This is a genomic window from Marinicella sediminis (genome assembly GCF_002000055.1).
Taxonomy (GTDB): domain Bacteria; phylum Pseudomonadota; class Gammaproteobacteria; order Xanthomonadales; family Marinicellaceae; genus Marinicella; species Marinicella sediminis.
Window position 1 is genome coordinate 38,488 of the sequence record NZ_MVBD01000002.1, and the last position, 13,950, is coordinate 52,437.

18 protein-coding genes are annotated in these 13,950 nt (G+C 40.3%); 5 read left to right on the forward strand and 13 right to left on the reverse strand.

Translation table 11 applies throughout. The features are described 5' to 3' along the window. Positions 1 to 81: 81 nt before the first annotated feature. Complete coding sequence (locus tag B0475_RS17445; RefSeq protein ID WP_109862336.1) at positions 82 to 294, forward strand: hypothetical protein; 213 nt, start codon at positions 82 to 84, stop codon at positions 292 to 294. Between the two features lie 95 nt (positions 295 to 389). Here the strand turns inward: B0475_RS17445 and B0475_RS02760 are convergent, their stop codons facing one another. After that, positions 390 to 1,277 (reverse strand): cation transporter, encoded by an 888-nt coding sequence (locus B0475_RS02760; protein ID WP_077409911.1) that lies wholly within the window; start codon positions 1,275 to 1,277, stop codon positions 390 to 392. Positions 1,278 to 1,346: 69 nt separating this feature from the next. Between B0475_RS02760 and B0475_RS02765 the strand changes: the two genes are divergently transcribed. Next, complete coding sequence (locus B0475_RS02765; RefSeq protein ID WP_077409912.1) at positions 1,347 to 1,745, forward strand: Cd(II)/Pb(II)-responsive transcriptional regulator; 399 nt, start codon at positions 1,347 to 1,349, stop codon at positions 1,743 to 1,745. On the opposite strand, the gene B0475_RS17955 is transcribed toward B0475_RS02765, so the two are convergent. The 12 genes from B0475_RS17955 to B0475_RS02825 form a co-directional block, all read right to left on the reverse strand. Further along, complete coding sequence (locus B0475_RS17955) at positions 1,746 to 1,970, reverse strand: GDCCVxC domain-containing (seleno)protein (protein WP_077409913.1); 225 nt, start codon at positions 1,968 to 1,970, stop codon at positions 1,746 to 1,748. A gap of 4 nt (positions 1,971 to 1,974) precedes the next feature. Continuing rightward, positions 1,975 to 2,268, reverse strand: a complete 294-nt coding sequence (locus B0475_RS02775; RefSeq protein WP_077409914.1) for a cation transporter — start codon at positions 2,266 to 2,268, stop codon at positions 1,975 to 1,977. 19 nt (positions 2,269 to 2,287) lie between these two features. Beyond that, a complete protein-coding gene (locus tag B0475_RS18025) occupies positions 2,288 to 2,632 on the reverse strand; it encodes a mercuric transporter MerT family protein (RefSeq protein WP_077409915.1) in 345 nt (114 codons plus the stop codon). A 55-nt stretch (positions 2,633 to 2,687) separates the two neighbouring features. Beyond that, complete coding sequence (locus B0475_RS02785) at positions 2,688 to 3,092, reverse strand: MerR family DNA-binding protein (protein ID WP_077409916.1); 405 nt, start codon at positions 3,090 to 3,092, stop codon at positions 2,688 to 2,690. A gap of 185 nt (positions 3,093 to 3,277) precedes the next feature. Continuing rightward, positions 3,278 to 3,718, reverse strand: coding sequence for a DUF305 domain-containing protein (locus B0475_RS02790; RefSeq protein WP_077409917.1), 441 nt, complete (start codon positions 3,716 to 3,718; stop codon positions 3,278 to 3,280). Between the two features lie 16 nt (positions 3,719 to 3,734). After that, on the reverse strand, positions 3,735 to 6,206 hold the full coding sequence (locus B0475_RS02795) for a heavy metal translocating P-type ATPase (RefSeq protein ID WP_077409918.1): 2,472 nt from the start codon (positions 6,204 to 6,206) through the stop codon (positions 3,735 to 3,737). Next, on the reverse strand, positions 6,199 to 6,603 hold the full coding sequence (locus B0475_RS02800) for a MerR family transcriptional regulator (RefSeq protein ID WP_077409919.1): 405 nt from the start codon (positions 6,601 to 6,603) through the stop codon (positions 6,199 to 6,201). The genes B0475_RS02795 and B0475_RS02800 overlap by 8 nt, the downstream gene beginning before the upstream one ends. A 73-nt stretch (positions 6,604 to 6,676) precedes the next feature. Then, complete coding sequence (locus B0475_RS02805; RefSeq protein ID WP_077409920.1) at positions 6,677 to 7,147, reverse strand: YybH family protein; 471 nt, start codon at positions 7,145 to 7,147, stop codon at positions 6,677 to 6,679. Between the two features lie 18 nt (positions 7,148 to 7,165). Then, a complete protein-coding gene (locus B0475_RS02810) occupies positions 7,166 to 7,642 on the reverse strand; it encodes a YybH family protein (RefSeq protein WP_077409921.1) in 477 nt (158 codons plus the stop codon). Positions 7,643 to 7,742: 100 nt separating this feature from the next. Next, entirely contained in the window at positions 7,743 to 8,288 is a 546-nt protein-coding gene (locus B0475_RS02815; RefSeq protein ID WP_077409922.1) for a DUF411 domain-containing protein, read from the reverse strand. 44 nt (positions 8,289 to 8,332) lie between these two features. Next, positions 8,333 to 9,751: a heavy metal sensor histidine kinase gene (locus B0475_RS02820; RefSeq protein ID WP_332835495.1), complete on the reverse strand. Its 1,419-nt coding sequence runs from the start codon at positions 9,749 to 9,751 to the stop codon at positions 8,333 to 8,335. Further along, positions 9,738 to 10,421, reverse strand: coding sequence for a heavy metal response regulator transcription factor (locus tag B0475_RS02825; RefSeq protein ID WP_077409924.1), 684 nt, complete (start codon positions 10,419 to 10,421; stop codon positions 9,738 to 9,740). Before B0475_RS02825 ends, B0475_RS02820 begins: the two co-directional genes overlap by 14 nt. Before the next feature lie 151 nt (positions 10,422 to 10,572). Here B0475_RS02825 and B0475_RS02830 point away from each other — a divergent pair, with 151 nt between their 5' ends. Genes B0475_RS02830 through B0475_RS02840 form a run of 3 tightly spaced genes read left to right on the forward strand, consistent with a single transcriptional unit; the run spans position 10,573 to position 13,933 of the window. Continuing rightward, positions 10,573 to 12,402: a copper resistance system multicopper oxidase gene (locus B0475_RS02830; protein ID WP_077409925.1), complete on the forward strand. Its 1,830-nt coding sequence runs from the start codon at positions 10,573 to 10,575 to the stop codon at positions 12,400 to 12,402. Positions 12,403 to 12,446: 44 nt separating this feature from the next. After that, complete coding sequence (locus tag B0475_RS02835) at positions 12,447 to 13,478, forward strand: copper resistance protein B (protein WP_232781830.1); 1,032 nt, start codon at positions 12,447 to 12,449, stop codon at positions 13,476 to 13,478. A 44-nt stretch (positions 13,479 to 13,522) separates the two neighbouring features. Continuing rightward, positions 13,523 to 13,933, forward strand: coding sequence for a copper resistance CopC family protein (locus tag B0475_RS02840; protein WP_077409926.1), 411 nt, complete (start codon positions 13,523 to 13,525; stop codon positions 13,931 to 13,933). Positions 13,934 to 13,950 lie beyond the last annotated feature (17 nt).

The following is a 13,950-nucleotide window of genomic DNA, read 5'->3' on the forward strand; positions in this document are numbered from 1 at the left end:
GCCTGGATGCGAGATTACTCGTAAAAGAATAATCGGAAATGTAAATGTCTTGGTTTAATTCTAAATATGCCAAGCTAAAAGATGGTGGAAGCATGGATGAGACATGGCCACCGTGACAATGACAACAATGGTGACAATCAAATGAATTTAATTCTTTTTGAGGCTTTAAATTGGTATCACCTTCATGTTCATGTTCAAACTCTAAATGCTCAGCACCTGATTGGTGCGATTGGTGAACATCAGACACAGCAGCAATGGACTGAAAAGATACAGCCATTACAAGCAGAATTATGAATGGTTTAAAACGCATTAAATTTAAGTGTCTTTGTGTCATTTTTGTTTAAGACCTATATTCTATCAGTTTGTTCAAGTTAGTTACAGTCCATGCTTCAGGACTTGATTTGCAAGATTCGCCTGGCACCATTTAATACAAATGCAACGATGACTAAACCAATGACTATATCTGGTAAGGCAGAACCTGTTATCATCACAAGTACTCCCGCTAAAATTACACCTGTATTGGCAATAACATCATTGGCTGAAAATATCCAACTGGCTTTCATGTGGGCACCGGAATCTTTTTTCTTGGCTATTAACATTAAGCATGTCACATTGGCCACTAAAGCAATCAGTCCCATTCCAATCATTAGAGTTGAAACTGGGTCACTGCCATAAATGAATCGCCTCAAAACTTCAAATAACGCACCTAAACCTAACAACACCTGCAACCAACCAGATAGGTGTGCAGCCTTGAGTTTCAACTGATCACTTTTACCAACGGCATAAATTGCAGTGGCATAAACAGCAGCATCAGCAAACATATCTAAAGAATCTGCAATCAACCCAGTTGATTGAGCAATAACACCAACCACAAATTCGATAACAAACATCACTGCATTGATAATCAGCAACCAGAGAAGTACCTTAAATTCTTTACTGTCTTCTAAATTGGCATTACTGATGGCATCCGTTAACGCTTCAGAATCAATTTGTTGGGTCTCAAGTAGACTGGCTCCCAGATTCAAATTTGTTAACTTTTGCTGAATTTCACCGATACCATTTTCATGGTAGACCTTTAACCTTCTTCCAGGAATATCAAAGTCCATGGCTATTAAAGACTGACAATTCTCCAGCGCCATGCGGATCATACTTTCCTCAGATGGACAGTCCATTTTGGTCACTTCAAAAGTACTGACCAACCCATGATCAGGAACCTTTGTGACTTGATCTGTACTTTGCGCTGTATTGTTACAACTGTTACCGCAAGAATCTGACATTTGAATGTGCTTGTTTTTATCAAGCGTGCAGTTTAATATCTATAGCCACTATAGAGTCAAGAGTAAAATATGAAAATCGGGCAAGTATCTAAAAAAACAGACCTCCCTGTTCAAACCATTCGTTACTACGAAACTCAAAACCTCATTAAATCAGCAGGCAGAACAGAAGGTAACTTCAGGGTATATGACTCAAAAGTCATTGATCAACTGGAATTTATCAAGCATTGTCGCCACCTGGATCTATCGCTGAGTGACATCAAGCGAATTAATGAACTCCGTGACAACCCCAATGCTGTATGTGAAGAAGTGAACGAGCTCATCAATGATCAAGTCAAGATGGTTAAAATTAAAATGAAGGAACTTAGACACCTAAAAACACAGTTAGAAGCACTTACTGACTCCTGCTCGAATAATCAAAAAGTTGGTGATTGTGGCATTATTAAATCATTGCAAGAGTGCGATTGTTGATCACTTACTACTGCCACAGCATGAATCACCTAACTGGATGGGTGGACATTTAACAGTTCCAAAAGAACAATATACACAGCAATCACCTTTGTTGGGTTCAAGCACTGTGTTGCAGAATGAACATTCATAAAACCATTGGCATGCATCTGTAGGCATGGTTTCAGCTTTTGATTCATTACAATGCGGACAAGTGATGGTTGAGTTAAGCTTGGGTTCTGACTGCATGGATTCACTCTTTGATTATTTTTGCCGGGTATCCAGCCATTGTAGAGGCTTCCCCTATTTTTATTGTAGTGGTTTTTTCTGGATTGAATGTGACCTGAGCGGTTTTAGTCTCATAATCCACAGTAGCTTCTGTAACTCCATCAACTTTTTCAAACGCTTTTCTGACCGTAATATCACACATCTTACAAGTCATGTTTTCAATCGATAGTTTGACTACTTGGTTGTTGGCCAAAGCATTGGTTGAAAATATCAGTATGCTAATGGAAACCATGCTTAATAATAATTTTAGTTGTTTCATTTTTTAACCTCTTGATGATTTAATCAATAATATATTCAGCATAATATTGGAAAGTAATCATGCTGATAAGAATACAACAAATGATCCAGAAAATAATTCTTTGATTCCGCAAAACCTTCTTGTCAGCACATAGCTTGCCATCATCACATTGCTCTGGGGTGATATAGAGTCTATAAAATGCCCAACACAATAAGATAATCGTTATCCCAGCAAATATAGGACTGTATGGCTCCATTGCAGTTAATGAACTGATCCATGTTCCACTGATACCCAAACTAAGCAACAGCAGTGGACCAATACAACAAGCACTGGCTCCAATTGCGGCCAATGTCGCTGTCAGAATGGTTCTTTTGTTCGAGATCATGGATTCATTCTTTTATAAAAGTGGTGGATTTTAAACTCCGTAGCTAGCCCCAGAGTCAAGGTGATTTTGCTAAAGAGTCAATCAGAGCACAGTTTGGGGTATCCTCTGTTTTTTCACAGGCATCAATTAAACCATCCAGTTCTTTTTTCATGGCGTTTAAGTCTTTCAATTGATGAACGATTTTTTGTCTTTTAGCAATCGCCAACTCTTTGACATCATGACAATTTCCCTCACCGAGATTTAAGAGTTCTTTAATCTCTGCAAGAACAAAACCAAGTTGTTGTGCACGCTTGATGAATTTTATGGTGTTTACCAGTGATGCGTCATAATGCCTGAAACCTGACATAGGTTTTGTTGGTTCTCTAATCATTTCAATTCGTTGATAATATCGAATGGTTTCAACATTAACCCCCGCTAGCTTGGCCAGTTTTCCGATTGTTAGTTGATCATTATTATTCATTTTTGTTTTTTCCAATGACTAAAGTTTTGAAAAGCTTTAATGAAACTATTCATTTTGAACTATGTACCCAGGCACGGTTGCAAGCAGTAATAAAAAATGCGCCATAAATATCCCTAAAAACAGGTTCCAATTGTAGGCAACTCTTAATTTATTCAGGCATGAATTGATAAGCTCATGCGATTTAACTACTCCAAATCTTTAATTAAAGCTTTCATTTCTTTGATTTCTCTTTCTTGAGCTGCAATGATTTCATTGGCTAGCTTTTGCACTCTGGGATCTGAAAAATTGGCTCTTGAGCTGGTCAATATAGCAATTGAATGATGTGGAATCATGGCTTTCATCCAAGACACATCTTCAATGGTGGTTTGTGACCTTACAAGATACAGAGCGCCTGAAAAAAGGACGACACTTACCATAAATATCGAGGTGTTTATTTTCTTGCTTGGATACTTTCCAAGCATAAACGCCAGCATGACAACGGCCATTATGGCTCCCATGAGAATCGACATGTAAAACCTGGTTTCACTCCAGTACACATGGTCTATCGCATAGTTATTCAAGTACATGGCCAGGTACATGATAAATGTTGAGGTTAAAATCATTAATAAAAATTTGCTGTATTTCATAGTTTCTCCAATTAAATTAAAAATTTGTATTTAAGTTTATTTTCTTTAATCTCAGTGCATTAAAGATGACTGATACTGAACTAAAACTCATGGCTGCCGCAGCAATCATTGGTGACAACAATATACCGAAAAACGGATATAAAACACCTGCAGCAACTGGAACTCCGAGCGCATTGTAGAAAAAGGCAAAAAACAAGTTTTGTCTGATGTTCTTCATGGTTCCACGACTGAGTTTAATGGCTTTGACTATACCTGTTAGGTCACCTTTAACCAGAGTCACACCAGCACTTTCTATGGCCACATCAGTTCCTGTGCCCATGGCTATACCCACTTGAGCTTGAGCCAATGCGGGCGCATCGTTGATACCATCTCCTGCCATAGCCACTGTTTTGCCTTGTGCTTGTAGTTCTTTGACTATTTTGGCTTTTTGATCGGGCAATACATCAGCCTCTACTCGATCAATTGAAAGTTCGCTGGCCACAGCTTGAGCTGTGGTCGCATTGTCACCTGTTAGCATAACAACTTCGATACCTAGCTTATGCAACATCGAAATGGCATCAGGCGTTGTTTCTTTGATGGGATCTGCAACTACAATCAGGCCAGTCGGTTGTTGATCTACAGAAAACAACATCACCGTTTGCCCTTCTGCTCGAAGTTCATCTGCTTGTTTGAAGAATGCTGTGATTTCGGTATTGGCTTGTTGCATCATTTTACTGTTTCCAAGTGCCAGCTTCTTGCCATTAACTTCCGCTGAAACGCCTTTTCCAGTGACTGATGTGAAATTTTCAACATCAACAAATTTAATATTTTTATCTTTGGCACCTTCTACTATTGCCTCTGCCAATGGGTGTTCACTTTGAACTTCAACAGATCCAACCAACGTCAGTATTTCATCTTCTGTGAAACCTTCATTGGCCAATATTTTTATGAGTTTGGGTTTACCCATGGTTAAAGTACCGGTTTTATCAACCACCAAAGTATCTACTTTTTCCAATATCTCTAAAGACTCGGCATTTTTTATCAGTACGCCCTCCAGAGCACCTCTGCCCGTTCCAACCATGATTGATATGGGTGTCGCTAGACCCAAGGCACATGGACATGCAATGATCAGCACAGCCACAAAATTTATGGTGGCATGAGCCAGTTTAGGCTCTGGACCAATGGCATACCATGCAGCAAAAGCGGCTATTGCGATGAAGATAACAATCGGCACAAAATATCCAGCAACCGTATCAGCCATCTTTTGAATTGGGGCACGTGACCTTTGAGCCTCTGATACCATTTTGACTATTTGAGAAAGCAATGTGTCAGCCCCAATTTTTTCAGCCCTCATCACCATTGAACTTAAACTATTCACGGTGGCGCCAATCAAGTGATCGCCGGTATTTTTACTGACGGGCATGGGTTCGCCTGTTACCATTGATTCATCTACTGAACTGGTACCAGATATAACTTGTCCATCTACAGGTATCTTTTCACCAGGTCTGATGCGCAAGTGATCACCCACTTTGACCTGTTCAAGTGGAATGTCTACTTCCTCACCTTTTTCATTGATGACCCTGGCGGTATTGGGCGCTAGACCAAGTAAAAGTTTAATCGCAGTATTGGTTTGTGAACGTGCCCTGAGCTCAAGAACTTGACCCAGTAGCACCAGAGCAGTAATAACGGCTGCAGCTTCGAAATAAACCATCACCAAACCATCGTGTTGCATTGTTTGTGGGAATTGGCTTGGTATCAATAACGCCACCACACTGTAGACCCATGCAACTGAAACACCCAGTCCAATCAAAGAAAACATATTGAGACTTTTGTTTTTTACTGAAGCAATGGCCTTGGTGAAAAATGGCCAACCTCCCCACCAAACCACAGGAGTCGCTAAGACAAACTGTATCCATTGTGAAATTCTAGGGGTTAACCATTCAGGCATTAACTGCGGTAAAAAATCACCCACCATAGCCAGAAAAAAGACTGGAATTGCCAGCACTGTGCTGATTTTAAATCGGCGACTCATGTCCACCAATTCATGGTCATCTTCCTCTAGTGTTATGGCAGTCGGTTCTAGTGACATACCACAAATAGGACAATCTCCTGGCTCGTCCTGAATTATTTCCGGGTGCATGGGACAGGTATATTTAGTTTCAGTGACTGGCAAGGACACTTCTTTAGGCTCCAAAGCCATGCCACATTTGGGACAACTTCCAGGCCCAATCTGCTCAACTTCAGGATGCATAGGACACATGTATATTGCCCCTGGTTTTGACTCATCTTTAGCTTGATTTTCTGTGGGTGTTTCACAATGACCACAGCAATCTTTTTTAAGGTATTTTTCAGGTGTGTCTTTAAACTTATTGAGACAATGTTCACTGCAGAAATAATGGTCTTCACTTTCATGGTTAAAATGAAAGTCTGAATGTTCAGTTACTTGCATGCCACATACTGGGTCTTTCATAGATTTACCATCCGATATAATTGTTTTATCTTTATTCATCAAAGTTCTCAATTAAATGACAAATCATTGACCCTGTTGGCGCTTTGTCTGGTTCTTTCTTCCACTTATTCATGGCAGCCTCCATTTTTGTTTTCAAAGCCAATGCTTTTTCAAACAGGATGTTTGATTCTTTTATTCGATGTTCAATGATTTCTCTGACAATGGGACATGGTGTTTTGCCATTGTCTGATTTATTGAGAATCAACCGAATGTCTTTGACCGTGAAACCAAGCTGTCTGGCACTCAAAATAAATGACAACCTGTGTTGTTCTTTGTCACTATAATTTTTGTAACCATTGAACTTATTTACTGCTGGTTTTAAAAAACCTATCCGTGTGTAATGACGGACAGTCTCAGCAGTTGTGTTCAAATATTTTGCCAATTCACTTACTTTCATAGCTCTCTCATCACAAATTTATTAAGCATACTCCTGTGTGTAACACATAGGTCAAGACCTGATGTTGAAATAATTAGTGTGAATGCTTTTCAGGGTTGTAATCTCGTGATGATGAATGCGTATGTACCACTTTCCATTGGTCATCTATTTTTCTGAATAGAAATGTTTGATAACCCGCTTTATCAAATTTTTTCTCACTTTTTCTGACCTCACCTTTGACACGTGTGTTAGCTACAGCCCAAGCGAAATCTTTCTCATAATTAATTTCAATACCTGAGAATTCCAGTGATAAAAAAGTTAAGGCATCTTTCTCAGGCTCTACATGATGATTGATGAGGTCATCAAGCCCTTCATTCTGTCCACCAGATTCAAAGTATCTGGCCCCATCAAAATCCAAGAAGTTTTTTCTGAATGGTTCTCCACTGCCGGTTTCCCAACCTGTTTTGATGTCATTGATGATGGTTTTAATTGCCAGGTCATTATCACTGGCTAAGTCCAGCGAACTGATGAATAAAAGTTGTACTAAAATTATTTTGTTTAACATGATTTTTTCCTCTTTGTTTTATGACCAGTGAATATGAGTTATCAACCATTGACCTTTAACTTTTGAAACGACAATTGTCTCCATAGAAATACGCTCTGTGGTTTTGCCATCTTTGGTGCTGATATTTTTTGACTGGGAAGTTGAAATGGCCACATCGCCACTGATTTTAACTTGATGCTCAATAATCTCAGAATCAATAGATGCCAGGTATTTCATGTCTGACAGCATGTGCCCAGAAACGTATTGAAGAGATGACCTCTCTGCATTTCCAGATTCATATATCAGCACATCTTTACTCAATACTGAATTGACAATTTCAGCGTTTCCAGCCTTTAAAGCATCGCGAAATTGAATGACTACTTCTGCAGCGTCAGAATCAAGGCCTGAAAACATTGGATCTTTAGGTTCTTCATGTTTGTTACTGTGACTAAATACTGATACTGATTGCATGATTAACAAGGTGATAAAAAGCGATTTAAAAATTGTGGTTTTCATATATTTTCCTTGGTTTAAATTAAATTTTCTCGGTTATGTATCAGGGCAATAACCTAAATACAGTCATTGCCGCCTATTATTAAAAACGAATCAGCAAGTATCATTCATTTGCAGTTGAACCGAACTGTTGTTCATAGGATAAGACCTCAGTGAAAGGAGTCAGCGCACCATCCTTATCGAATGCCATGATGGTATAAGGGTTAAACTTATCTTGATATTCCATACCTGGACTTCCTACAGGCATTCCTGGCACCACCAAGCCTAATTGACCTTCTGGTTTTTGATTGAGAAATTGTTCAATGTATTTGGCGGGAATATGACCCTCAAAAACAAACCCATCTTCAGTAACACCGGTATGACAAGACCTGTGGTTTTTAGGTACACCATATTTATCTTTGATCAAAGAAAGTGTCTGTGAGTCATTTGACGTCGTTGAAAAACCACTGGCATTCATGTGATCCATCCATTTACTGCAACAACCACAAGTTGGGCTTTTGAATACTTTTAATTCAGCCATGTGATTGTTATCTTTGGTTTTGTCAGTGTCTGAGGCACTGCATGCTGTTATGAAAAATAAAAGTGATATTGCCATGAGTAGAAAAATATTTTTCTTTGAAATCAACTTTATATCGATGGCTTTTTGCATTGATTATCTCCTAGATAAATTAAAAAATAAAAACAACCCACAGGTCAGTCTTTGACTGCCAGTGGAATATTGATGGTAAATTGGGTCTTATGTTGATCAGATGTGACACTTAATCGGCCACCATTGGCTTCAATCATTGCTTTGGCTATGGCCAGCCCCAATCCAAGCCCAGTACCCTTGCTGTGTTTTTTTCTGGATTTATCCACTCGGTAAAATCGGTCAAACACATAAGGCAGAGATGCCTCTGGAATGGGTTGCCCAGGGTTTATAACTGAAATGTTGGCTGTTTTTTCAACCGACTCATGGCAGTCAATTGTGACTGTTGAACCCTTTGGTGCATGCCTGATGGCGTTAGAAAGTAAGTTTGATAATGATTGACGCAGGTGTAATTGATCGCAATATATCTCCAGAGTCGATCCAGTGGTTTGTAAAGTAATATCCGCTTCATCTGCAAACGCATCAAAAAAATCAAACAAGGCTTGTATCTCATTAGCGGTATTTAAAAGTTGTTTATTCGGTTTAATTAAACCATTACTGGCTTTAGCGATACCAAGCATGTCATTGACCATTTTACTTAATTGCTCAAGCTCTTCTAAATTAGAAAACAACATTTCTTGGTATTTATCACTTTCTCTGGGTCTGGATAAATTGACTTGAGTTTGGGTGATGATGTTGGTCAGAGGCGTTCTGAGTTCGTGCGCTATATCGGTTGAAAAATGAGCCAAACGAGAAAAGCCCTCTTCTAACCTGTCTAACATTTGATTGAAGGATTGAACCAAATCAATCAACTCTTTTGGTACTTTGCCTGTATCAAGTCTGACATTCATTTTATTGGTTTGAATGTCTTCAACATCATGGCTTAATCCACGCAAAGGTCTTAGCCCTTGATAAATAGCTAACCAAGCAGCAAGTAAAGTCAATAAACAAGAGCCAGTCATGATAGTCCATAAGCTGTATTTAAACTCTTCAAGAAAAGTTAAATGAAACCCTATATCTATGGCTGTAGTGACTTTATAAGCCACACCGGATACTTCGACGCCCGTCACCAACCCACGAAATGTTTTACCACCTAATTCCCACAACTGGATGTTATCAATCTCAAATTTATCAGCCATTTGAGCCGATGCTGCTGAGGTTGAGAAGTCATATTGAGAGTTGCTGTAAATATTGGCACCATCAATTGTATGAACTTGATAATAAACACCATGATGACCTGAAACTGCTTTTTCTAATTCGACCGCCAGCTCATCATTACTGATAAAGTTACCTTGAAGTTGGTGTTCAATGGCATGTGTCATCACTTCAAGTTCACCAGCGTCCTGTTGTAAGAAGTGGTGGTTGATCGAACTATTTAACAAACTTGCCATCAAGCTCAAGCAAATCGTGACAGTTAATGCCACGAACATTAATACCCTCCAAGTTATGGACATAGGGCGAAGTCTTAACTTTCTATTCGACATCATCTGCCTCTAATTTGTAGCCCATTCCTCTGACGGTATGTATCAGTTTATTTGGGAAATCATCATCAATTTTCATTCGCAAACGTCTGATGGCCACATCGATGACATTGGTGTCACTGTCAAAATTCATGTCCCACACTTCTGATGCAATCAGTGAGCGTGGTAGAACCTCTCCCACTCTTCGCATCAGTAACTCAAGCAAATTAAATTCTTGATTACTCAACGCAATGCGACGCCCTGCCCTGATGACTTTTCTTTTGCGATTATCCAGTTGTAAATCTGCCACTTCAAGTTGACCCATATCAACACTGGCATCCCCACGTCGCAACAGTGTTCTGACTCGAGCCAATACTTCAGAAAATGCAAAAGGTTTGATTAAATAATCATCAGCTCCTAATTCAAGGCCCTTAACCCGATCCTCAACACTGTCACGCGCTGACAAGAACAAGATAGGTGTTGAATTATTGGCATCACGCAATGCTTTGACAATGCGCCATCCGGAAATATCAGGCAACATAACATCTAGTAATATAAGATCAAATGTTTCAGTCATGGCCAGATGATGTCCATCCAAGCCATTTCTGACCAGTGAGACCATGAAACCAGCTTCAGACAAACCTTGCTTCAAATAGTCACCTGTTTTCACTTCGTCTTCGACAATCAATAAACGCACTTCTAATCCAATTAAACACCAGAATAAACAATTCTATCGCATAACCACCAACAACAAGATGATAAACAGATTACAAAGTTGTCATCTTTGAGTCATCTACTGGTCACCACCAAAACTGTACAATGGATTTTTTATATTATTTTGAGAAGTGATGACTCATTACAACCATTATTTTCCCGCGATGCTTAAGCGTCGCAGGTTCGTTCAAGGGCTGGTCGCAGGTGGTGTTTTAGCAGCTGCTCCTAATTTATTGAATGCTGCTATGGCAGCTGAATTAGGCACATTAACTGGAGCTGCACCTGAATTAAGCGGTGATGTGATTGAACTTGAAATTGCAGAGTCACCAGTTAATTTTACAGGTGTCACTCGCATGGCAACAACCATTAATAAGTCTATACCAGCACCAACACTGCGTTTGCGTGAAGGAGATGAGGTCACCATCAAAGTAACCAATCGTTTGTCTGTTCCAAGTTCAATTCATTGGCATGGCATAATTCTGCCTTACCAAATGGACGGTGTTCCTGGACTCAGTTTCAAAGGCATCATGCCGGGTGAAACATTCACTTATAAATTTACGCTTCATCAAAGCGGTACTTATTGGTACCATTCTCACAGTGGTTTTCAAGAAATGACTGGCATGTATGGGGCATTGATCATTGAACCTCGAGCTACTGAAAGCATAGTGGCTGATCGTGAATATGTCGTTCAGTTGTCTGATTGGACCGATGAAAAGCCTATGGATGTATTCGCTAAACTGAAAGTTCAAGGAGATTATTACAATTACAATCAACCGACCATCCAAAGTTTTGCCAATGATGTTGAGAAAAAGGGTATAGACAAAGCGCTGAGCCGTCGAGAAATGTGGAATCAAATGCGCATGAGTCCAACCGATCTGGCTGATTTATCTGATGCCACTTTGACCTTTTTACTCAATGGCAGTAATCCTGCAACCAATTGGCGTGGTTTATATAAAGCAGGTGAACGGGTTCGATTGCGATTTATCAACGGCTCAAGCAACACGTTTTTTGATGTTCGCATTCCAGAATTGCAAATGTCGGTGGTTCAAGCCGATGGCCAAAATGTGAAACTAGTGTGGGTTGATGAGTTTCGTTTTGGCCCTGGTGAAACTTACGATGTTTTGATCGAGCCCAAAGGCGATGCTTATACCTTGTTTGCTCAAAGCATGGATCGCAGCGGTTACGCAAGAGGCACTTTAGCCATAAATCATGAAGTTGTAGCGCCCGTGCCTGAAACCGACCCAGTGGAGTGGTTGGCTATGAAAGATATGATGGGTAATATGACCCATGGTGCTGGTACAGCGATGGCCATGGGTGGTAAGGACATGAACGGTCAAAAAATGGATCACAGTGGCATGAACCATGGCAGTTCAATGCATGGTGGTATGTCTATGGACCACCAACAACACAACATGGGGCAAAACCCACTCAGTCGAGCCAGCAATGAAGTACGACATGCCAGTACAGAATATGGGCCATCTGTTGACATGCGTGTTGATATGCCCAGAACCAATTTAGATGACCCTGGAGTTGGTTTACGTAACAACGGCAGAAAAGTACTGACCTTGGCAGATTTACACTCTATTGATGGCGTGGTCAATCAGCAGTCACCTGAAGCTGAAATTGAATTGCACTTAACCGGCAATATGGAACGCTACAGCTGGTCAATTGATGGACTTGAATTTGGTAAAAGCACACCGGTACATATGAAGCACCATCAAAGGGTTCGGGTTATTTTACAAAATGACACCATGATGACCCATCCCATGCATTTACATGGTATGTGGAGTGACCTTGAAAATGAACAAGGCCAAGTTCAAGTGCGTCGACACACCATACCGGTACAGCCCGCACAAAGAATCAGCTTTTTAACCACACCGCATGATGTGGGCCGATGGGCATGGCATTGCCACTTGTTGTTTCATATGGATGCAGGTATGTTCCGTGAGGTGATCGTATCATGAATAAATCAATTAAAACCTTAAAAACCAATCCCTTGTTGGTTTCCATGCTGCTGATATTGGGTACACAAACTGCATGGTCTAAGATAAAAGTTCAGCACAGCAATCATCGAACTACTGCAACTACAAAACCAGTCATTGCAGGTCCAGCTAAAAACCAAGCTATGAATCATGGTGACATGAAACACGAAGGCATGGATCATGAAAACATGAAACATGAGGACAAGAATAATGAAAGCATGACACAAAAAGATATGAGCCATGAAGGCATGAATCACAGTGACATGTCTGGCAATGATTCAGACATGTCAGGCATGCAACATGATCAGATGCAAATGCAAGGTGGTGAAGCACCGGCCGATGCACGTGATCCCCATGCATATTCAAATGGCTACACTTTAACAGAAGGTCCTTATGCATTACCCAAAGAACATCGGCTCAAACTGGCCGATGAACACCCTTTTTCAGCATTCTTAGGTGACCGTCTTGAGTTTGATGACAGCGCCAATACCATTACCTATGATTTTCAAGGATGGTATGGCACCACTTATGACCGATTGGTGGTGAAAACAGAAGGCGAAATCACTGAAGGTGAATTTGAGGAAAACCAAACGGATATTTTATGGGGACATGCGATCACAGCCTTTTGGGACACACAACTGGGTGTCCGCCTAGATACTTATGACGAAGGAAAGAACCGCCAATGGCTGGCCTTTGGCCTACAAGGTTTAGCGCCCTATTGGTTTGAGCTTGATATGACTGGCTATGTGGGTGAAGGTGGCAACACAGCATTGACAGTTGAAGCTGAATACGAGCTGTTGCTGACTCAAAAGCTGATTTTTCAACCTCGTGCTGAGCTCAGTCTGTATGGTAAAGATGACTTACAAAATGATCTAGGTAGCGGACTTTCAAGTTCAGCATTGGGTTTCAGAATGAGGTATGAATTCAGTAGACAATTTGCGCCTTATTTGGGTGTCGAATGGGTCAATCAATATGGGAAAACAGCTGATCTTGCCAAGCTACAAGGCAACGAGAGCCGTGATACCAAAGTTGTCGCCGGCATCAGGTTTTGGTTTTAATAACATTATCTTTTAAACACATTAATATTTTTGAGGTTACTAACATGAAAAAAACACGAATTCTAATATTCATTGCCAGTTTGTTTATGGCAATCACGGCCTCAGCTCACGTTGGCTTAAAATCTACGAGCCCAAGTGCAAGTGAAGTCCTTTACAACTCTCCCGAGCAGCTCAACTTAACATTCAGCAATGAAGTGAGGTTAGTTAAACTACAGCTGCAAAACGCTGCTGGTGAAGATGTTGACCATGAGTTCAAAGCATCAGCCAATGCTTCTGCTCAATTCAATCACACTTTGCCAAAGTTAAAAGCCGGTGAATATACGGTTAGTTGGACTGTTCTTGGTCTTGATGGTCACAAAATGTCAGGCACATTTAACTTTACTCTCAGTGAGTGTGAATCAGGCAAAAGCACTCACGAAGACAAAGAATCACATCCAGAGCATGACAACAATTAAAACCACGATTAATTATT